A 19,827-nucleotide genomic window follows, 5' to 3' on the forward strand; every position below is an offset into this window, starting at 1 on the left:
GAATGGCGGAGCAGGAGACGACCCGCACCGGGACGTCCACACTGGACCGGTTCTTCAAGATCACCGAACGGGGGTCGACCGTCCCGCGCGAGCTGCGCGGCGGACTGGTCACCTTCGTCACGATGGCCTACATCGTGGTGCTGAACCCGCTGATCATCGGCAGTTTCTCGGCCGGTGACGCGGGCGCGCACAAGGACCTCCTCGGCGGCATCCTGCCCGTTTCGCAGGTCGCCGCCGTGACGGCGCTCGTCGCCGGCGTGATGACCATCCTGATGGGGCTGGTCGCGAACTACCCGTTCGCCATCGCCACCGGCCTGGGCATCAACAGCCTGGTCGCGGTCACCATCGCCCCGCAGATGACCTGGCCCGAAGCGATGGGCCTGGTCGTCATCGAGGGCGTCATCATCGTCGCGCTCGTGCTCACCGGGTTCCGCACCGCGGTGTTCCGGGCGGTGCCGGCGTCGCTGAAGTCCGCGATCGCCGTCGGCATCGGCGTGTTCATCTGCCTGATCGGCCTGGTCGACGCGGGGTTCGTGCGCCGGCTGCCGGACGACGCCCACACCACCGTCCCGGTCGGCCTGGGCATCAACGGCTCGATCGCCTCCTGGCCGACCGCGGTGTTCGTCGTCGGCCTGCTGATCACCGGCGTCCTGGTCGTGCGCAAGGTCAAGGGCGCGATCCTCATCGGCGTGCTGTCCTCGACCGTGCTGGCCATCGTCGTCGAGGCGATCGTCAAGGCCGGGCCGTCGCAGGGCACGAACCCGAAGGGCTGGAACCTCGGCTACCCGGCGCTGCCGGACCAGGTCGTCGGCCTGCCGAACCTCTCGCTGGTCGGTGACGTCTCGTTCGGCGCCTGGACGCGGCTGCCGATCATCACCGTCTGCCTGCTGGTGTTCACGCTGGTCCTGGCCGACTTCTTCGACGCGATGGGCACCATGACCGGCCTCGCGAAGGAGGCCGACCTGCTGCCGAAGGACGGGCAGCTGCCCAACGTCGGCAAGGCGCTGTTCGTCGAGGGTCTCGCGGGCGCGGCCGGCGGCTTCGGTTCGGCCAGCTCGAACACGGTGTTCGTCGAATCGGCGGCCGGCATCGCCGAGGGCGCGCGGACGGGCCTGGCGAACATCGTCACCGGCGTGCTTTTCATCGCCGCGATGTTCCTGACGCCGCTCTACCAGGTCGTGCCGGTCGAGGCGGCCGCGCCGGCGCTGGTCGTCGTCGGCGCGATGCTGATGGCGCAGGTCCGCGACATCGACTTCACCGACTACTCGATCGCGCTGCCCGCGTTCCTGACGATCGTCGTCATGCCGTTCACGTACTCGATCGCCAACGGCATCGGCGCCGGCTTCGTCAGCTACGTCGTGATCCGCGCGGCGACCGGCAAGGCGCGCCAGGTGCACCCGCTGATGTGGGTGATCGCGGTGGCGTTCGTCGCGTACTTCGCGGTCGGGCCGCTCCAGGCGGCGTTCAGCTGATCAGCCCGGGGCACTGACGTGCATCGCGGCGTCCAGCACGCCGCGGTTGCTGTCGAACTCCTCGGGTGGCGCCTCGTAGCGGATGGTGACGAGGCTGTCGCCCGCGCCGAGGCCGATGACGGTGACCCGTTCCGGATAGCTGCCGTCACGGAGGTAGGTGTAGTCCCATTTCGCCGCGTCCCCGTTCCCGAAGTCGCCGGCCGCCACGGGCGTGACGACCGAGCCGTCTCGGTGCGCCTTCGCGGCCAGGGCCTGGAGTCCGCTCAGCGCGTCCTCCTGCGTGATCGGCACCTTGTCGGTCTCCAGCAGGAGGTGGCCGCTGCGGTAGCTCGCGCGGTCGTTCTCGTGGGTGACGGTCCAGCCCGAGGGGACCGGGATCTGGATCGACCAGCCGCGTCCGCCGGCGACGTCGGGGAAGTTGTAGGCCTCCATCGACTGCTGGGTGATGTACGGCGTTGTCGTCGTCGTCGGCGCGGGCGGCGGTGGGGCGGCCGCCGGAGCGTCTTCGCCGCCCCAGAACTGCGCCGCCACGATCGCCACGGCGGCCGCGCCGACCACGGCCGAGCCCACCAGCTTCTTGTTCATCGAACCCCCAGTCTCCGAGGAGAGGACGCCTGGGGGTCGCGGGGGTTGCGGTGGAGATCACCCGTGCGGGCGAAGTTTCGTAAGGTATGCTAACTATATGTCCGGCGACACGCACGAACGCTCCTTGGCGAGCCGTCTGCGTCTCGCGGTGGTCCGGCTCAACCGCCGGCTGCGGGCACAGCGCGTCGGGGACGACCTCACGCTGACTCAGGTCGCCGCGCTGTCCACCCTGCACAAGTGCGGTGCGCTGACCCCGGGTCAGCTCGCCGCGAAGGAAGGCGTCCAGCCGCCCTCGATGACGAGGGTGATCGCCGCGCTCGAGGAGATGAAGTTCGTCGAGCGGCGCCCGCACCCGACCGATGGCCGGCAGGCCATCGTCGAGCTGTCCGCGAGCGGACTGGCCTACGTGCAGCGGGCCATCTCCGTGCGGGAGGCGTGGCTGGACAGGCAGCTGGCGGAACTCGGCGACGAAGAGCGCGAAGTGCTCTCAAAAGCCGCCGAAATCATAGACAGGATGGCGGGGAACTAACCACGGTGACGGCCACGGGTAGCGAAATCACACGTTCCATCGAGACCACTGCTACCCGGGACACGGCACCACCGCCGTCCGCCTCGCCACCATCCCCTTCGAAGCGCGGCAGCATGTTCGCGTCGCTGCGGATCCGCAACTACCGGCTGTTCTTCACCGGCCAGGTCATCTCGAACATCGGCACCTGGATGCAGCGCATCGCCCAGGACTGGCTGGTGTTCACCCTCAGCGGCAACAACCCGATCGCCCTCGGCATCGCGGTGGCGCTGCAGTTCGCGCCGACGCTGTTCCTCTCGCTGTGGGCCGGCGTCCTCGCCGACCGCGTCGACAAGCGGCGGCTGCTGATCTGGATCCAGGCCGCGGCGTGTTCGCAGGCCGTGGTGCTCGGCGTCCTCGACATCACCGGGCTCGTGGCGCTGTGGCAGGTCTACGTCCTGTGCTTCACGCTCGGCATCACCGCGTCGCTCGAAGTGCCGACGCGGCAGTCGTTCGTCGCCGAGATGGTCGGCCGGGACCAGATCGCCAACGCGGTCGCGCTGAACTCGTCGATCTTCAACATGGCGCGGATCGTCGGACCGGCGATCGCCGGGTTCGCGATCACGTGGATCGGGACCGGCTGGTTGTTCATCGCGAACGCGGTCAGCACGGTCGCGGTGATCGCCGGGCTGATCCTGATGAACCCGGACAAGCTGTTCCGCGTCGCCGCCGTGCCGCGCGAGAAGGGGCAGCTGGCCGAGGGTCTGCGGTACGTCCGGCGGCGCTCGGACCTGATGACGGTGATGGTGCTGGTGCTGTTCGTCAGCACGTTCGGCATCACCTACTTCAGCTCGCTCCCGATCGTCGCGGCGAACGTCTTCCACACCGCGGCCGACGGCTACGGGCTGCTCTCGACACTGGTCGCGGTCGGCACGTTCACCGGCGCGATCATGTCGGCCCGCCGCGGGACGAAGGGCCGGCCGCGGGTGCGGCTGATGCTGGTGTCGGCGTTCTTCCTCGGCGTGTTCGAGCTGATCACGGCGTTCATGCCGACGTACCTGACGTTCGGCCTCGGCCTGATCCCGCTCGGCTTCGCCACGATGACGTTCCTCAACACGGCGAACGCGCTGGTGCAGACCTCGGTCAGCCCCGAGATGCGCGGCCGCGTGATGGGGCTGTACGTGCTGGTGCTCATCGGCGGCAACCCGATCGGCGGCCCGATGGTGGGCTGGATGGCGCAGGCCTTCGGCGGGCGTTCTCCCTTCTACATCGGCGGCGCGGTTTCGGCGCTGGCCGCGGTGGTCTGTGCGGTCGTGCTGATCCGGCGAGGTGGGGTTTCCTGGCCGGTGCAGCGGGGGTTCGGGCTCCGGGTGCTCAAGCGGGCGAAGGTCTAGCGGCCGAGGAGCGGTGGCACCACCTTCTCCGCGAGCTTCCGGATCCCCGGCGTGGCCCGGTCGAGGTCGTACAGCCTGACCACGAGGGTCTGCTGGGAACCGTCGACGAGCTGGACTTCGATGACGCCGCCCGGCTCGCTCACGTCCGCCGGGCGGCCCGCGAAGCTGTCGCCGAAGGTCTTCGTCGTGCTGTCCGCGCTGTACGAGAGCTGGGCTTCGGCTCCATTGCTCTTGTGCTTGCACGTGCCCGGCCAGGCGGGCTCGACTTGGTCGAGAGGGACCGCCAGACCCCGGGCCAGCTGGGTGCAGAGCTGCCGCATGATCACCGGATAGGCGGCATCGGCGATACCCGTGCCGGGGATCGGGGCCATCTCGGGTGGGTGCAGCCGCTCCGCCTCGTTCGGCAGTGATGGGCCCGGAGTGGTGATCGCCGCGACCATCGCGGTGCCCAGCTCCTCCGCCATCCCCCGGAAATCACGTTCGTCGCGGCCGCTCGCCTTGCTCGCGACCCGGAGCTGGAGTTCGGGTGCCGCCCACTCGTCGTCGATGTCGGCGAGCCGGACGTTCAGCATCGCGTCGAAGGCGGGGCTGACGGGGCTCTTGGCCATCGTGCCCCGATGCCCGGCGACCGTGACTTCGGCCGGTTCGACTCCGGGGGCCGGAACCCGGTCCCAGGTGTTCGCGCTGACGTCCAGGTCGGCGGTGACCACGTGGCAGGCCCCGGACGACACCTCGCGCAGGACCGGGCCGCCCAGCACCCTGCGCCAGGTCTCTTCCGGGACGGCGTTGCAGAGCACCTGCCCCGAGCTCCTGAACGGCAGCGTCGCGGCCAGCTCGCCGGTCGGCATCGGGACCGGCCGGAGCGCCTCGCCCTGCGCCGTCGGCCAGACGGGTGGCAGTGCCCTCGGCGCCTCCTTCGGTGAGTCGTGGGTCGAGAACCAGGTCAGCCCGACCAACAGCGAGAAGACCGCCGTCAGCGAGACGGCGATCAGCACGGTGCGGTCTTTCTTCATCCCCCTCATGTTCACGGCGTAACCGTATCGGCACGCACCGACAGAAAAGGGCGCTCAGCTCACCCGGACGAGTGAGATCCGGGTCTCGCACGCAGACCTCTTGTCCGAGAGGTGAGGTTAGGCTAACCTCATGCATGTCCGCTTCGTGGTGGGAGCGGCAGTCAGTTCGGGAACGGACGGAGCCCCGGCCCTGGGAACCCCAGGCCGGGGCTTCGTTCACTTCACGGCAGTGTCGGGCTGAGTGCGCCGCTCGTCAAGGGACTCTCACCCGGTGGCGTGGGCAGTCGCGTCAGCGGGAGGCCGAAGTAGACCCGGTACGCCATGCGGACCGCGGCTTCCGTCGGCAGCGCGACCTCGTGCCGGACGCCTTCGACCGTCTCGATCAGCCGGTCGCCCGACAGCGTCACCCGGCCCTGGGACGTCGGACGGGAGCACGTCAGGGACTTCGTGAAGTGGGACTCCGGGGACGTCGCCTGCCACCACGCCATCGGGACGAAGTCCGAGAGCGGCCGCGGACGGCGCTCCAGCCGGTACTGGGGCTTGCCGTCCTGCACGACGTCGATGTCGCCGTGGGGTGCGTCCAGGAGCAGGAACTCGCCGTCCGGATCGGACTGGGCGTCCACGCCGGACAGTCGCAGCGGGTGCCGGGAGAACCGGCCGAAACCGACGTCGACCAGCCACGGCTCGTCGAGCTCGACGATGATCGCCGCGTGGTCCAGGGGCGGGCCGAGGGTGCCGTCCGGGCGGAAGACCTGCGCCGCGTGCAGGGAAGCGGCGAACCCGAGTTCGCGCAGCAGCGCCGCGAAGAGGCCGTTGAGCTCGTAGCAGAAGCCGCCCCGCCGGCGTGCCACGATCTTGTCCGCCAAGGCTTCTTCGGTCAGCACGACGGGCTCGCCGAGGTGGATGCTCAGGTTCTCGAAGGGGACCGTGGCCAGGTGGTGTTCCTGCAGCCGGCGCAGGGTGGCCAGGTCGGCCGCCGCGGGCCACGCGACACCGAGGCGGGCCAGATACGCGTCAACGTCCATGGGTTCACTCTCACACCTCGACCGCACTCGAGGTCAAGCGATTTCACCCGGTGACGAAAAACGGGGCCCTCCCGTGAAGGAGAGCCCCGTTGCCGGAAGAACTCAGCCGAGCAGCAGGCCGTTGCCGCCGGCGACGGCGTTGTCGAAGCGCTTGGAGATCTCGGCCCAGTTGTAGATGTTCCACAGGGCCTCGACGTACTTCGGCTTGACGTTCTTGTAGTCCAGGTAGAACGCGTGCTCCCAGACGTCGACCAGCAGGATCGGCACGGTCGGCAGGACCAGGTTGTTGTGGTGGTCGCGCAGCTGCTGGGTGATCAGCGTCTTGCCGATCGGGTCCCAGGAGAGCGCGGCCCAGCCGTTGCCCTGGATCGTCGTCGCGACGGCGGTGAACTGCGCCTTGAACTTGTCGAAGGAGCCGAACGCCTCGTCGATCGCGGCCGCGAGCTCGCCGGTCGGCTTGTCGCCGCCTTCGGGCGACAGGATCTTCCACCAGACGACGTGGTTCGCGTGGCCGGCGAGGTGGAAGGCCAGTGTGGTCTGCAGGCCGACGATGTCGCCGAAGTTGCCGGCGTCACGGGCTTCCGCGATCTTGTCGAGCGTGTCGTTCGCGCCCTTGACGTAGGTCGCGTGGTGCTTGCTGTGGTGCAGCTCGTTGATCTCGCCGGAGATGTGGGGCGCCAGGGCGCTGTAGTCGTAGTCGAGATCGGGGAGCTCGTAGCGGGCCATTGGCCCTCCTTCTGTCTTCGACACAAGTTTCCGGTATCGAACCTAGTAGCACACCGCCCTCCGCGGCGAGCGGGGGCGCGTGGGTCGTCACTGCGTGGGACGACCGGCTCGATAGTGGCGTACCCGAGGGTCCGCCACCCGAAACCGAGCCTGCTACCTGGACCTAACTGGAGGTCAACGACCTGTGACGACGATCATTCAGGCGCGGTACTCGTTCAGCCGAGAGGCCAGCTCCTCGAACACCGCGACGTTGCATTCGAACGCCACCAGCGTCTCGTCGATCACCCGCGCGCGCTCGGCCTCGTCCCACGGCGCGCTGTCCAGCTTCGCGCGGTACCGGTCGCGGAAGCGGGGCGCGCTGCCGATCCCGTCGAAGTGGTAGAAGAGCGTGCCCGCCTCGGCGACGTCGTACGCCTTCTCCAGCAGCCGTCGGATCGCCTGGCCGCCCGCGATGTCGCCCAGGTAGCGCGTGTAGTGGTGCGCCACGTACCCGCCCGCCCACGAAGACGCTTCGCCGACGCGCGCGACGTACGCCTGCGTCGAGGCCAGCGGTGCGATCGCCGTGCGCCAGTCCGGGCCGACCAGGTGGGCGAGGTCACGCTCGAGGTGGGGCAGCCGCCGCAGCTCGTCGAACACGAACTCGCCGCCGATCGGGTGACCGGCCATGCGGTCGCTCGCCGCCTCGATCGCGCTGTAGATGAAGTAGTACTGGATCGCCAGCTGCGTGTAGCCCTCCTGCGTCAGCTCACCGCCGAGCAGGGCACGCATGTACGTCGAGTAGTTCGCCTTTTCGTGCACCTGGAGCGTCGACGCGCGCAGGGTCGCCGAGAACGGGCGAGCGTCCGTGGTCACCGACATGGGGCAGCCTCCCGGCGATCGATCTGACACGCTGTCAGAAAGATCGTAGGGCATTTCGCCGGCTTAGGCTACCCTAAATCGCAGCTCCGACCGCTCGGAGCACGAATCGCACCGCGGCCTCGACGACGTCTCCCAGCTGCTCAGGGGGCCCGTCGACCAGCGTGCGATTGCCCAGCGCCGCGGTGATCATCGGGATCAGGACGTCCGGGTCCTCGGCCGGCCAGCGCCCCAGGTCGACGCCGCCGGCCAGGATCGCGCGCAGCCGGTCGGTGATCGGGTCGGCGTGCGCGCTGATCCGCCGGTAGGCCGCGGGTGCGAGCGCCGACGCGAGCGCCGTGCCGGGCGGCATGTGGTATTCGGCCAGCACGCGCAGCTGCAGCCGGACGAACGTGGCGAGCTGCTCGACCGGGTCGGCGTGGGCCTCGACGGCTTCGGTCAGCCGTGTGACGTACCGCGCGGCTTCGTCCTCGACGAACGCGACGAGCAGGCTTTCCTTGTCGGGGAAGTGGTTGTACAGCGCGGTCCGGCCCACCCCGGCCGCCGAGGCGACCCCGGCGAGCGTGATCGCGTCGAAGCCGCGTTCGTAGAGCTGGGCGCGCAGGACTTCGAAGACCCGCGTGCGGACCTCGCGCCGGTGGGCTTCGAGCGACTCACCGAGAATCTTCGGCATCGGCTCAGGCTAGCGCTCAATCACCCAGCTGCCAGGTGTGCACCGGCTCGCCGGACTCCGACAGCTCCAGGTAGCGCCCGAGCATCCGGGTCAGCGCCGTCTCGCGGTCGAGCCCGCGTTCCTGCGCGCGCAGGACGTAGTCACGCTGCCAGGTCGCCCCGGTCCGCCGTGCGAGGCATCGGCGCTCGATGATGCCGAGGTAGCGCTCGCGGGCCTCGTCGGAGACGTCGGAGCGGCGCAGCCCCTCGTGGGCGAGCGGCAGCAGCACGCGCAGCGCCAGCTCGTCCGGCGGGATCCAGCCGATGCCCGGCCAGTACAGCTGCGCATCGAAGCCGCGCCGCGCGCCGGCGTACAGGTTTTCCTCCGCGGCCTGGAAGGACATCTGGCTCCACACCGGGCGTTCCGCCTCGGCGAGCGCGCGCTGGGCGCCGTAGAAGAACGCCGCGTTCGCGACGGTGTCGACGACCGTGGGCCCGGCCGGCAGCACCCGGTTCTCGATCCGCAGGTGCGGCAGGCCGTCGACGACGTCGTACACCGGGCGGTTCCAGCGCCAGATGGTGCCGTTGTGCATGCGCAGCTCGGTGAGCTTCGGCGCCTGGCCCGCGTCGAGCGCCTCGATCGGGTCTTCGACGTCGGTTTCCGGGAGCAGGCCGGGGAAGTAGCGGACGTTCTCCTCGAACAGGTCGAAGATCGACGTGATCCAGCGCTCGCCGAACCACACCCGCGGCCGCACGCCCTGGTTCTTCAGCTCCTCCGGCCGGGTGTCGGTCGCCTGCAGGAACAGCGGGATGCGCGTCTCGTGCCAGAGCGCCTTCCCCAGCAGGAACGGCGAATTCGACGCGAGCGCGATCTGCAGCCCGGCCAGGCACTGCGCCGCGTTCCAGTGCGCCGCGAACTCTTCCGGCGCGACCTGGAGGTGCAGCTGCACGCTGGTGCAGGCGGCCTCCGGCAGGATCGACTCCGCGTAGCTGCGCAGCCGCTCGGGCGGGTGGCCCGCCAGCGGCGCGCCTTCCATCGCGAGCACCGTGCGTTCGCCGCGCGCGGCGAAGATCTGGTCGTTCAGCGTGGCGTACCGGGTCTTGTTGGTGAGCCACTTCTGGTCGAAGTGCTCGTGCTTCAACGTCGGCAGGATGCCGATCATCGCCAGCGACGACCCGGTGTCTCGGGCCTTCGACGCCGCCGTCGCGAGGTACGCGCGAAGGTCGTCTTCGAGCTGGAGCGCCGAATCGCCGGCCAGCGGCCGCGGCGGCACGTTCAGCTCGATGTTGTGCTGGCCCAGCTCGGTGGTGAACGACGGGTCGTCGAGCGCCTCCAGCACGGCGGTGTTCGTCATCGACGGGCGCAGCTCGCGGTCGACCAGGTTCAGCTCGACCTCGAGGCCGATGTTCTTGCGGGGGAAGGAAAAACTGCCGTCGGTGAGCATGCGGGCCAGCGTGTCCAGGCATCGCTGCACCTTGCGGCGGTACCGTCCCCGGTCGAGCGTGTTGAACGGTTGAGCCGCGAGGTCCATCCCCATGACCATCCCTGCTTTTCGTCGGCGTGGAACTAGGACGTGTTTCAGGTCCCGGCGGACAACCGTTACACAGCCGATGCAACCGGGCTAGCGGCCAAACTGGTGCTCTCTGTCACGGGGGGTTAACCGAAAGCAAAATACCCCCGTTCGTACCACCCCCGGCTCGACGTTCGGACCAGTGAAGCGCCCGGCAAGCGGATGACAGACTGGACGGATGGGCCTGATCCACATCGCCGAAAGCGGCGACCCCAGGGTCGACGATTTCCGGCACCTGTCCACAGCGGACCGGCGCCCGGACCGCCCGGGCGGCAAGGGACTCGTCATCGCCGAAGGCACCGTCGTGGTGTCCCGGCTGCTGGCGTCCCGGTACCCGGTGCGGGCGCTGCTGGGCGTCGAACGGCGGTTCGCCGAGCTGGCCGACGACCTCGCCGGGCTCGACGTGCCCCGGTACGCCGCTTCCGCGGAGACGATGGCCGACGTCGTCGGCTTCCACCTCAACCGCGGGATCCTCGCCGTCGCGGACCGGCCGGCGCCGCTGACGGTTTCCGACGTCGTCGCGGACGCCGGCACGATCGCCGTCCTCGAAGGGGTGGGGGACCACGAAAACCTCGGCTCGCTCTTCCGCAACGCGGCCGCGCTCGGCGTCGGCGGGGTGCTGCTCGGGCCCGGCTGTTCCGACCCGCTGTACCGGCGCAGCGTGCGCGTGTCGATGGGACACGTCCTGCGCGTGCCCTTCGGGTACCTGACGGACTGGCCGGGCGGGCTCGACGACCTGAAGGCGCGCGGGTTCGCCGTCGCCGCGTGCACACCGCGGCCGGGCTCGGTCCCGCTGCGCGAACTGCGGGCGCACGCGCCCGGCCGGGTGGCGCTGCTGTTCGGCGCGGAAGGTCCCGGACTGACCGAAACGGCGCTGGCGGCGGCTGATCACGCGATCCGGATACCCATGCCGGCCGGAGTCGACTCGCTCAACATCGCGACGGCCGCCGCCGTGGCCTTCTACGAACTCGCCCGGGCCGACTAAGGTTTCGATTCGAGGCGAAACCGGCGCGAAAGGACACCATGGAGCTGCGGATCCGCGGTGAGCGCGCGGTGCTCGCCGGACCCGGCGGGGAGCAGGCGCGCGAGGTCGACCCGCACAAGCTCGCGATCGGCTCGGACCTCGCGCAGGCCCTGCACGAATGGGCGCGCGTCGCGTCCGCGGTTTCCGCCGACTCCGGGGCCGAAGCGGGCGCCGTCGTCTCGCAGCGCGGCCGTCAGCTGGCCGGCCGGCTCGCCTCGGTGATGGGCACGACCGTGCGGTTCGTGGACCCGGTGACCGGCGCCGACACGGTCGTCGAACCGCCGCCGCGGCCGGAAGCACGCGGCCACCGGCTCGTCCGGATGGTGCTCGGCCCGTCGGACCCGCCCGGGGAGCCGACGCCGTGGCTGACCGGCCTGACCGTCTCGGCGTTCATCGCGGCCGTCGTCGTGGTGGCCATGCTGGCGCTGGCCTCGACGCTGGCCCGCGAGACCAGCGGCTGGCTGGCGCTGGTGGCGTCGGTCGTCGTGACGGCCGGGATCACGCCGTCGCTGTGGCTGATCCGCCGCACCCCGATCCTGCGCTGGGCCGCGTACGGCGCGGCGGGCGGCGTCGTGATCGCGTGGGTCGGCGTGCTGGTGATCGCCTTCTAGCGGTACCGGACGTAGGTGACGAGCGTGCCCTGGGCGCGCGTCGCGGTCTGGGAGCGGAAGGCGTAGCCGTGGTAGCCGGCGATCCGGGCGACGAGCTCGGGGGAGACGTCGAACTGGCCGGTGAAGAAGCTGACGCTGGGCCGCCCGGTGAACTCCCCGGCCAGCCACCCGACGCGCGTGGACCGGGGGAAGACCCGCAGCACCCACAGCAGCGGGGGCACGCCGAGCACCGTGAGGCTGAACCCGATGGCCGAGAGGTGGGTGTCGCCGGTGATCGCGGCCGTCACGACGCTGCCGCCGAGGCACAGCACGATCCACACCGCCGGGGCGACGAAGCCGGCCAGCGACATCCGGAACCGCCGCGGGGCCGGCGGGGCCGCCGAGGGGCGGCGCAGCAGCAGGATCAGGTCGGTGGGGTCGGTGAACTCCGCGACGGGTGAGAAGCCCTCCTCGCCGGCGATCGCGGCGATCCGGGCCGGCGGCAGCTTCGCGTGCCGGACGCTCACCCACAGCTCGGCCCGGCCGTCGAGGTGGTTGCGCAGCCACTGCTCCCGGTTTGGCGCGCCGGCCGGCGGCTCGAAGCGGGGCGGGGTGAGGAGAGCGTGCGGCGTGCCGAACACCAGGCCGGGACGGCACTTCACGAAGAGGTGCGACGTCTCGTTGCGCCCGGTGATGACCGGGCCGCCGTAGAAGTAGCCGTACCGCGAGGCGACCTCGGCGAGCAGCTCCGTGGACAGCGAGACCGGGTAGGGGACGGCGGCTCGCGGCCGTCCGTCGAACTGCGCGTCCAGCCAGGGAAGGCGCGGGGAGCGGCCGGCGACGACCCGCGTCGCCACCGAGCCGATGACCATCGCCAGCAGAGCGCCGGAGATCAGCAGCAACGGCCCGAGCGCCCACCGCGTCAGCTGTCCCCAGACGACCGCGGTGAGCATCGAGGCGGCGAACAGGGTGCCCAGTGCGAACCAGACGTGCTGCCGGGTGATCCGCCACGCGGTGCGCGGCCGCAGCTCCTCCTCGGGCAGGCCGGTGCGGCGCAGCAGCAAGAGCCGGTCCGTGGGGTCGGAAGCCTCGGCCACCACGGCCATCCCGGCGGCCGCCGCGACGTCGCCGACGTCCGCCCGGCTCAGCCGCAGCCTGCGCAGGCTCGCCCAGAACTGGTCCTGCCCGGCCAGCAGCTTCCCGAGCCGGCGGCGGCCGGCGGCTGTGCCCGGGCCGCGGTCGAAGTGCGGCGGGAACCAGCCGGGTGCGAACTCGAACCGCAGCGTGCCGGACTGGTCGGGCGGGGTCTCGCGGTACCGGCGGGCGGCCGCGACCTGCCGGACGACGGCGGGCTCGAGCGCCCACAGCAGCGGCGAGACCTCGACCACCGGCGCGCCGGAGAACGCCCCGAACTTCAGCTCGCCCTGGCGGAGCAGCCAGGCCTGCTCGCCGGGCGACGCCGTCGCCGTCACCACCGGACATCACGCTGCATGACCGATTCCTCCCTCAGCGTGACATCGTAACCTGGCGGCATGCGGCAGCTGGACGCTTTGCGGAAGTTGTGCCTGGCCCTGCCCGAAGCGACCGAGCGGCTCAGCCACGGGTCGCCGGCGTGGTTCGTGCGCGGCAAGAAGACGTTCGTCATGTTCGCCGACGACCACCACGGCGACGGCAGGCTCGCCTTCTGGTGCCCGGCGCCGCCCGGCGCGCAGGAAGAGCTGGTGCGCACCGAGCCCGGACGCTTCTTCCGGCCGGCGTACGTCGGGCACCGCGGCTGGCTGGGCGTGCGGCTGGACGTCGACGTCGACTGGGGTGAGATCGACCGGATCGTCCGCGAGGCCTACCGGCAGGTGGCCCCGAAGACGCTCGCGGCGCAGGTGGAGCAGGCCTAGCCGCGCTGCGAGCGGACCCCGAGGAGCACGTCCTCCCAGGACGGCACGATCGGGTGGTTCTTCTTGGCCTTCGGCCGCGGCTGGTCGGTCGCGGTGTCCTCTTCGGGATCCGCCGGGACGCGGGGGATCTCGCGGGTGTCGTCGTCCGGGTCCGGCTCGGCGGCCGGCAGCTCGGCGTGGTCCTGCGGTGGCACCGAGTCCAGCGTCGGCTGGAACTCCGCGTCGCGGGCCGGGTCGAGGGCGCGGACCGTGCGGGGCGCGCGGTAGGCGTTCGGGTCGAGCAGGACCTCGGCGTTCTCGTCGAGCGCCACGACCGTGCCGCCGTGCGCCCCGGGTGCGAACGCCCAGTGCGCGCGGTTGTCCGACCGCCCGGCCTTCCAGCTCAGCACGACGACCCAGCGGCCGTCGTCGCCCTTCCAGGCGTCCCAAGTGGCCTTCGAGTAGTCGTGCCCGCGGACGCCGAAGCCGTACGCGACGACCTCGCCGAGCGTCTGCACGTCGGGGCCGTCTTCACGGACCGGGTGCGCGCTCTGCGCGAGCTCGGCGGTCCGGGACCGCTCGAGGAGCACGGGGTAGGCGTAACGCTCGACGCGCTGCTCCGAAATCCCGGCGCCGCTCGCGACTTGCTGGACTGATTCGCCGGCGCGGATTCGCGCCTGGATCTCGCGTGGCCGCATCTGGCTCTCCAACTCGATTTCGATCTGGCCGAGGCGGGTGATGTCTCCCCGCGCCGCCGCGCGCAGTCTCTCATCGGCCGGGAGGAGGAAGCGCGTACCGCTCGCCGAGTCTTCGCACACGATGGACTTACCGTCCTCGTGCAACCCGACTACCCGAAGCGTGCGCATTGTTCGCCTTCCCCGATGCTTCACCGTTGTGGGTGCCCACGTTAGAACGGCGCGTCGGCTTGACGTGCGAGGCGCGCCGAGTCCATGCAGAACTGCCCACTGTTCAATTCGCGACGTCCGCATCATGGATCACCCAGGTCAGCGGCCGCCGGGTGACACGCCGGACACGGTCAGTCACGATCGAGTGGATCACGACGGCGGCAGGCGGACCAGCACCGTCAGACCGCCGCGACGGCCCGGCTGAGCCTCCGCGTACCCGCCGTGCGCCTGGGCCACCGAGCGCACGATCGACAACCCGAGCCCCGCGTTGCGCGTGTCGCCGGTCCGCTCCGAACCGACCCGGCGGAACGGCTCGAACAACGTCGGGACGGCTTCGGGCGGCACCACCGGTCCCGAGTTCCGGACCTCCAGCGCCGGGTCGCCGCGGACCTCGACGTACACCCAGCCGCCCGACGCGTTGTACGTGATCGCGTTGACCAGCAGGTTCGTCACCAGGCGCTCGAGCAGCACCGGGTCGCCCGCGACCACCCGGGGCCGCAGCCGCGTCTCCACCTTCACCCCCGCCGCGGCCGCCTGGGCGGACGTCGCCCGGACCACCGAGGCCACCACGTCGTCGAGCCGGACCGGGGCGCGCGCGGTGAGGCCGCGGTCGCTGCGGGCCAGGACCAGCAGGCCCTCGATCATCCGCTCGCTGCGCTCGTTCGTGTGCAGCAGGTGCGTGCCGAGCTTCCGCAGCTCAGGCGTCACTTCGGGGTCGGCCATCGCCACCTCGACCAGCGTCCGCTGCACCGCCAGGGGCGTCCGCAGCTCGTGCGACGCGTTCGCGACGAACCGCTTCTGGCTGTCGAACGACTCCGCGAGCCGGTCGAGCATGCCGTCGAACGTGTCCGCCAGCTCCTTCAGCTCGTCGGGCGGCCCCTTCAGGTTGATCCGCCGGTCGAGCTTGCCCGCCTCCAGCCGCCGCGCCGTCGACGTGATGTCGTGCAGCGGCCGCAGCGCGCGGCCCGCCATCAGCCAGCCGAACAGCACGGCCAGTGCCGCCGTCGCCACCAGCGCGATCGCCGAGCCGACGACCAGCGTGGACAGCGTCGAGGAGCGGTATTCGTCGAGTGAGCCGCTGACCAGCCGCATCGCGACGCCGGCCGCGGGCACCGTCTGCGCCGGGACGCCGTAGGTCAGGTCGGCCGAGCCGACCGTCGACAAGGCGACCCGGGCCGGGTCCGGCAGCGTGCTCTGCACCAGCAGGTAGTTGATCACCACGAGCACCAGCCCGGCGAGCAGGAACAGCGCGCCGTACCAGGCGGTGAGCTTCGCGCGGACCGAAAAGCCGTTCACGGCGTGCCGAACCGGTAGCCGGCGCCCGGCACGGTTCCGATCACCGGCGGGTCGCCGAGCTTCCGGCGCAACGTCATCACCGCGACGCGCACCGCGTTCGTGAACGGGTCCGCGTGCTCGTCCCACGCCTTCTCCAGCAGGTCCTCGGCGCTGACCACCGCGCCCTCGGCCCGCATGAGCACCTCGAGCACGGCGAACTCCTTCGGCGAGAGCAGCAGGAACCGGCCGTCGCGGGCGGCCTGGTGACGCGGCAGGTCGAGCACGACGCCGTCGCGTTCCAGCACCGGCGGCAACGCGGGCCGCGCGCGCCGCGAAAGCGCCTGCACCCGGGCGACCAGCTCGGCGAACGCGAACGGCTTCGTCAGGTAGTCGTCGGCGCCGAGGCCCAGGCCCGCGACGCGGTCGGTGACGTCGGCGGCCGCGGTCAGCATCAGCACGCGGGCCTCCCCGCCCGCCCGGACCACCGCCGCGCACACGGCGTCGCCGTGCACCTTCGGCAGGTCGCGGTCGAGGACCACGACGTCGTAGCCGTGCACGCCGACCCGCTCCAGGGCCTGCTCGCCGTCGTAACAGACGTCGACGGCCATCGAAAACCGCCGCAACCCCTCCGCCACGGAGTCGGCCAGCAGCCGTTCGTCCTCCACCACCAGCACCCGCACCCGCCCAGTCTGCGCAGGGAGGCCATAAGGACCGCATAAGCGACGTCGCTTAGCGCGCCCGAATCCCCCGATCCGTAGACCTGGCACCCAAGCGAAGGAGAGAGGAGCGAGCCATGCGGACACGGATCGTCGTCGCGGCGCTCGGGGCGGCCCTGCTGCTCGGGGGCTGCGGCGCGAAGGGGGACGACGGCGACAAGGTCGCGTCGATCTCGACGCCGCCGAAGTCGGGCGGCCCCACGGCCGCCGACAACAGTGGCAAGAGCGACGAGGACAAGATGCGCGACTTCGCCAAGTGCATGCGCGAGCACGGCGTCGACATGCCCGACCCCAAACCGGCGGGCGACGGCGGCGGCATGGCGATCACCCTGGGCGGCGACGGCGCCGACGCGTCGAAGATCGAAGCCGCGCAGAAGGCGTGCAAGAGCCTCATGCCCAACGGCGGCGAGATGAAGCCGCCGAGCGCCGAGGAGCTCGACAAGATGCGCAAGGACGCGAAGTGCATGCGCGACCACGGCATCGACATGCCGGACCCCGACCCGAGCGGCAAGGGCATGACCCGGGCCGGGAGCGTCGGCGATGACCAGAAGAAGTTCGAAGAGGCCGCCAAGGCGTGCGGGCTCGGCTTCGCCTCCAGCGGCCGTGCGGAGGCCGGGAAGTGAATGAGGTGACCCACCTGAAACCGCGCCGCCGCGGCCGGACGCGCTGGTTCATCGCCGGTGCGGTCCTCGTCGTGGTGCTCGGCACCAGCTCCGTCGTGATCCTGACGCGCGTCTCGGACGCGACGACCGTCAAGGAGGCCACGCCGCCCGCGGTCGAGACCGCCGAGGTCGTCAAGACCGACCTCAGCGAGGAGGAAGAAGCCGACGGCACTCTCGGCTACGGCGACGAGGAGACCGTCCAGGGCCGCAAGCCCGGCACGATCACGTCGCTGCCCGCCGCCGGCGCCACGATCACCCGGTGCAAGCCGGTGTACGGAGTGGACGCGAAGCCGGTGCCGCTCTTCTACGGCACGCTGCCGTTCTACCGCGACCTCGCCACCGGCGCGGACGACGGTGCCGACGTCAAACAGCTCGAAGAGAACCTCAAGGCGTGCGGTTTCGGCGGCTTCGGCACGCCGGACAAGAAGTTCACCTCGGCGACGGCGGCCGCGCTGAAGAAGTGGCAGAAGTCGCTGGGGCTGGAGCAGACCGGCGCGTTCGGCCAAGGCGACGTCGTGCTCGCGGCGGGCGAGGTCCGCGTTTCGGCGCTGTCGGCCAAGCCCGGTTCGCCGGCCCAGGGCGAGGTGCTCAAGACGACCGGGACCGTCCGGTCGGTGCAGGTGAAGCTCGACGCGGCGAAGCAGGGTCTCGCGGAGCAAGGCGCGAAGGCGTCCGTGACCATCAACGGGAAGACGACGCAGGGCACGATCACCGACGTCGGGCGGTCCGCCGTCGAGGGCAAGGACGCGGCGGGGCAGGACGACGGCAAGCCCAAGATCACCGTGGCCGTCAAGCTGGACGACCCGGCGGCGGGCGGCCCCCTCGATTCGTCCCCGGCGACCGTCCGGTTCACCAAGGACGTCCACCAGGGCGTCCTCGCGGTCCCGGTCGGCGCGCTGCTCGCGCTCGCCGAGGGCGGCTACGCGGTCGAGGTCGACGAGAACGGCCGGCGCCGGCTCGTCGCCGTCCAAACGGGACTGTTCAGCGGCGGCAAGGTCGAGGTCACCGGCGCCGGCCTGAGCGCGGGCATGCGGGTGGTGACGACGTCGTGACGCCCGTGCTGCGCGTCCACGAGGTCACGCGCACCTACCCCGGCGGGGTCGCCGCGCTCGACGGCGTCTCGCTGGCCCTCGAACAGGGAGAGATGGTGGCGATCGTCGGGCCGTCGGGCTCCGGCAAGTCCACGCTGCTGCACCTGATGGGCACGCTCGACCGGCCGTCGTCGGGCCGCGTCGAGCTGCACGGCCACGACGTCGCCGTGCTCCCGGACCGCAAGGTCTCCGCGCTGCGGTCGCGCTGGATCGGGTTCGTGTTCCAGCAGTTCTTCCTCGACGAAGGGATGAGTGCGGTGGACAACGTGTGCACCGGGCTGCTCTACGCCGGGGTGCCGCGGCGACGGCGTCGCGAGCGGGCACTGGCGGCGCTCGACCGCGTCAAGCTGGGGCACCGGGCGTGGCACCGGCCCGGTGAGCTCTCGGGCGGGGAACGCCAGCGCGTCGCGATCGCCAGGGCGGTCGTCAACGAGCCGTCGATCCTGCTGGCCGACGAGCCGACCGGCAACCTCGACACCGGCACCGGCGCGTCGGTGCTCGCGCTGCTCGGCGAGCTGTCCACCGGCGGCACCACGATCGTCGTGATCACCCACGACCGCGAGATCGCCGGCGGCATGCCGCGCCGGATCGAGCTGCTCGACGGGCACCTCCGCCTGGACACCGGTCTGGTGGGGGCGCGATGACCCTCGTGACGCTGCCGGAACCGGCCCGGCTCAAGCCGCCGGACGTCGTCGCGCTCGGTGCGCACGGCATGCGCACCCGGCCCGTGCGCGCGGTGCTTTCCGCGCTGGGCATCGCGATCGGCGTCGCGGCGATGGTCGCGGTGCTGGCGATCCCGGCGTCCGGCGCGCAGGCCCTGCACGACCGGCTGGCCGCACTCGGCACGAACCTGCTCACCGCCGGGCCGGGGCAGACGCTGTTCGGGAAGGACGCCGTGCTGCCCGACGACGCCGTCCCGATGGCCAAGCGGATCGGCCCGGTGCAGGCGGCCAGCGGCACCGGGAACACGTCGGCCAGCGTGCGGCGCAGCGACAAGATCGCGCCGGACGACACCTCCGGGCTCGCCGTGTACGCGGCGAAGCCGGACCTGCTGGGCGTGCTCGGCGGGAAGGTCCGGGCCGGGGCGTTCCTCGCGGCGGGGAACCAGGACTACCCGGTGACGGTGCTCGGTTCGCAGGCCGCGGCCCGGCTCGGGATCGACCACATCGACCCGGCCCGTCCGCCGCAGGTGCTGATCGGGACGCAGTGGTTCACCGTCGTGGGGATCCTCTCGCCGATGCCGCTGGCCCCGGAGGTCGAACGGTCGGTGCTGGTCGGCTGGGACGTCGCGAAGCGGCTGCTCGGGTTCGACGGCCATCCGTCCACTGTGTACGTCCGGGCGCAGGAGTCCCAAGTGGACGGTGTCCGGTCGGTGCTGGGCGCGACGCTGAACCCGCAGGCGCCCAACGAGGTCGAGGTGCGCCGCCCGTCGGACGCGCTGGCCGCGCAGAAGCTGACGGACACGACCTACAGCGCGCTGTTCCTGGGTCTCGGCGGGGTCGCGCTGCTGGTCGGCGGGGTCGGGGTGGCCAACACGATGGTCATCTCGGTGCTGGAACGGCGGCGCGAGATCGGCCTGCGCCGCGCGCTCGGGGCGACGAAACGCCAGATCCGCGGGCAGTTCCTGGCCGAGTCGGTGCTGCTGTCCGGGCTCGGCGGGCTCGCCGGGGTGCTGGTCGGGGTGCTGGTGACGGCGGGCTACGCACTGAGCCAGGGCTGGCCGGCGGTGCTGCCGTGGGCGACGCTGCTCGGCGGCGTCGGGGTGGCGGCACTGGTGGGGGCGATCGCGGGGGCCTACCCGGCGATGCGGGCCGCCCGGCTGGCGCCGACGCAGGCGCTGGCCTGACGCGCTTTCCCGGGGAACGTGCACTTCCCCGGGAAGGCGGGGCCTCGCGG

21 protein-coding genes are annotated in these 19,827 nt (G+C 71.3%); 10 read left to right on the forward strand and 11 right to left on the reverse strand.

Going from position 1 to position 19,827, the window contains the following annotated elements; all coding sequences use genetic code 11:
* Positions 1–2 precede the first annotated feature (2 nt).
* Positions 3–1,472 (forward strand): NCS2 family permease, encoded by a 1,470-nt coding sequence (locus ACZ7OU_RS11070; protein ID WP_470242104.1) that lies wholly within the window; start codon positions 3–5, stop codon positions 1,470–1,472.
* On the opposite strand, the gene ACZ7OU_RS11075 is transcribed toward ACZ7OU_RS11070, so the two are convergent.
* Entirely contained in the window at positions 1,473–2,057 is a 585-nt protein-coding gene (locus tag ACZ7OU_RS11075; RefSeq protein ID WP_470242103.1) for a hypothetical protein, read from the reverse strand. It abuts the gene before it with no gap.
* A 97-nt stretch (positions 2,058–2,154) separates the two neighbouring features.
* On the opposite strand from ACZ7OU_RS11075, the gene ACZ7OU_RS11080 reads away from it, so the two are divergent.
* Together ACZ7OU_RS11080 and ACZ7OU_RS11085 are read left to right on the forward strand one after the other, a co-directional pair.
* Positions 2,155–2,586: a MarR family winged helix-turn-helix transcriptional regulator gene (locus ACZ7OU_RS11080; protein ID WP_470242102.1), complete on the forward strand. Its 432-nt coding sequence runs from the start codon at positions 2,155–2,157 to the stop codon at positions 2,584–2,586.
* A gap of 113 nt (positions 2,587–2,699) precedes the next feature.
* Positions 2,700–3,956 carry an MFS transporter gene (locus ACZ7OU_RS11085; protein WP_470242101.1) on the forward strand — a complete coding sequence of 419 codons (1,257 nt, stop codon included), beginning with the start codon at positions 2,700–2,702 and terminating at the stop codon, positions 3,954–3,956.
* On the opposite strand, the gene ACZ7OU_RS11090 is transcribed toward ACZ7OU_RS11085, so the two are convergent.
* The 6 genes from ACZ7OU_RS11090 to ACZ7OU_RS11115 all read right to left on the reverse strand — a co-directional run bounded on the left by ACZ7OU_RS11090 (position 3,953) and on the right by ACZ7OU_RS11115 (position 9,764).
* A complete protein-coding gene (locus ACZ7OU_RS11090; RefSeq protein ID WP_470254956.1) occupies positions 3,953–4,969 on the reverse strand; it encodes a hypothetical protein in 1,017 nt (338 codons plus the stop codon). The genes ACZ7OU_RS11085 and ACZ7OU_RS11090 overlap by 4 nt on opposite strands.
* 221 nt (positions 4,970–5,190) lie before the next feature.
* Positions 5,191–5,994, reverse strand: a complete 804-nt coding sequence (locus ACZ7OU_RS11095; RefSeq protein WP_470254957.1) for an arylamine N-acetyltransferase family protein — start codon at positions 5,992–5,994, stop codon at positions 5,191–5,193.
* 102 nt (positions 5,995–6,096) lie between these two features.
* A complete protein-coding gene (locus ACZ7OU_RS11100; RefSeq protein WP_247017949.1) occupies positions 6,097–6,720 on the reverse strand; it encodes a superoxide dismutase in 624 nt (207 codons plus the stop codon).
* 198 nt (positions 6,721–6,918) lie between these two features.
* Positions 6,919–7,578, reverse strand: coding sequence for a biliverdin-producing heme oxygenase (locus tag ACZ7OU_RS11105; protein ID WP_470254958.1), 660 nt, complete (start codon positions 7,576–7,578; stop codon positions 6,919–6,921).
* A 73-nt stretch (positions 7,579–7,651) separates the two neighbouring features.
* A complete protein-coding gene (locus ACZ7OU_RS11110) occupies positions 7,652–8,248 on the reverse strand; it encodes a TetR/AcrR family transcriptional regulator (protein WP_470242097.1) in 597 nt (198 codons plus the stop codon).
* A 16-nt stretch (positions 8,249–8,264) separates the two neighbouring features.
* Positions 8,265–9,764, reverse strand: coding sequence for a glutamate-cysteine ligase family protein (locus tag ACZ7OU_RS11115; RefSeq protein WP_470254959.1), 1,500 nt, complete (start codon positions 9,762–9,764; stop codon positions 8,265–8,267).
* A gap of 211 nt (positions 9,765–9,975) precedes the next feature.
* On the opposite strand from ACZ7OU_RS11115, the gene ACZ7OU_RS11120 reads away from it, so the two are divergent.
* Both ACZ7OU_RS11120 and ACZ7OU_RS11125 read left to right on the forward strand, forming a co-directional pair.
* Positions 9,976–10,782 (forward strand): TrmH family RNA methyltransferase, encoded by an 807-nt coding sequence (locus ACZ7OU_RS11120; RefSeq protein ID WP_470254960.1) that lies wholly within the window; start codon positions 9,976–9,978, stop codon positions 10,780–10,782.
* A gap of 38 nt (positions 10,783–10,820) precedes the next feature.
* On the forward strand, positions 10,821–11,432 hold the full coding sequence (locus ACZ7OU_RS11125) for a DUF2537 domain-containing protein (RefSeq protein ID WP_470254961.1): 612 nt from the start codon (positions 10,821–10,823) through the stop codon (positions 11,430–11,432).
* Here the strand turns inward: ACZ7OU_RS11125 and ACZ7OU_RS11130 are convergent.
* Complete coding sequence (locus tag ACZ7OU_RS11130) at positions 11,429–12,886, reverse strand: hypothetical protein (RefSeq protein WP_470254962.1); 1,458 nt, start codon at positions 12,884–12,886, stop codon at positions 11,429–11,431. The two genes, ACZ7OU_RS11125 and ACZ7OU_RS11130, sit on opposite strands and share 4 nt — an antisense overlap.
* 57 nt (positions 12,887–12,943) lie before the next feature.
* On the opposite strand from ACZ7OU_RS11130, the gene ACZ7OU_RS11135 reads away from it, so the two are divergent.
* Positions 12,944–13,303: an MmcQ/YjbR family DNA-binding protein gene (locus ACZ7OU_RS11135; protein ID WP_470242092.1), complete on the forward strand. Its 360-nt coding sequence runs from the start codon at positions 12,944–12,946 to the stop codon at positions 13,301–13,303.
* Here the strand turns inward: ACZ7OU_RS11135 and sepH are convergent.
* The 3 genes from sepH to ACZ7OU_RS11150 all read right to left on the reverse strand — a co-directional run bounded on the left by sepH (position 13,300) and on the right by ACZ7OU_RS11150 (position 16,142).
* Positions 13,300–14,148: a septation protein SepH gene (gene sepH / locus ACZ7OU_RS11140; protein ID WP_470242091.1), complete on the reverse strand. Its 849-nt coding sequence runs from the start codon at positions 14,146–14,148 to the stop codon at positions 13,300–13,302. The genes ACZ7OU_RS11135 and sepH overlap by 4 nt on opposite strands.
* 189 nt (positions 14,149–14,337) lie before the next feature.
* Positions 14,338–15,483, reverse strand: a complete 1,146-nt coding sequence (locus ACZ7OU_RS11145; protein ID WP_470254963.1) for a sensor histidine kinase — start codon at positions 15,481–15,483, stop codon at positions 14,338–14,340.
* Positions 15,480–16,142 (reverse strand): response regulator transcription factor, encoded by a 663-nt coding sequence (locus ACZ7OU_RS11150; RefSeq protein WP_400895625.1) that lies wholly within the window; start codon positions 16,140–16,142, stop codon positions 15,480–15,482. The genes ACZ7OU_RS11145 and ACZ7OU_RS11150 overlap by 4 nt, the downstream gene beginning before the upstream one ends.
* 113 nt (positions 16,143–16,255) lie before the next feature.
* Here ACZ7OU_RS11150 and ACZ7OU_RS11155 point away from each other — a divergent pair, with 113 nt between their 5' ends.
* From ACZ7OU_RS11155 to ACZ7OU_RS11170, 4 genes are read left to right on the forward strand one after another with little or no spacing between them, the layout of a single operon-like run.
* Complete coding sequence (locus ACZ7OU_RS11155) at positions 16,256–16,801, forward strand: hypothetical protein (protein ID WP_470242089.1); 546 nt, start codon at positions 16,256–16,258, stop codon at positions 16,799–16,801.
* Positions 16,798–17,892, forward strand: a complete 1,095-nt coding sequence (locus ACZ7OU_RS11160) for a peptidoglycan-binding protein (protein WP_470254964.1) — start codon at positions 16,798–16,800, stop codon at positions 17,890–17,892. The genes ACZ7OU_RS11155 and ACZ7OU_RS11160 overlap by 4 nt, the downstream gene beginning before the upstream one ends.
* Positions 17,889–18,575: an ABC transporter ATP-binding protein gene (locus ACZ7OU_RS11165; RefSeq protein ID WP_470254965.1), complete on the forward strand. Its 687-nt coding sequence runs from the start codon at positions 17,889–17,891 to the stop codon at positions 18,573–18,575. Before ACZ7OU_RS11160 ends, ACZ7OU_RS11165 begins: the two co-directional genes overlap by 4 nt.
* On the forward strand, positions 18,572–19,777 hold the full coding sequence (locus tag ACZ7OU_RS11170; protein ID WP_470242086.1) for an ABC transporter permease: 1,206 nt from the start codon (positions 18,572–18,574) through the stop codon (positions 19,775–19,777). The genes ACZ7OU_RS11165 and ACZ7OU_RS11170 overlap by 4 nt, the downstream gene beginning before the upstream one ends.
* Positions 19,778–19,827 lie beyond the last annotated feature (50 nt).

It is taken from the genome of Amycolatopsis sp. NPDC114505 (assembly GCF_055633615.1).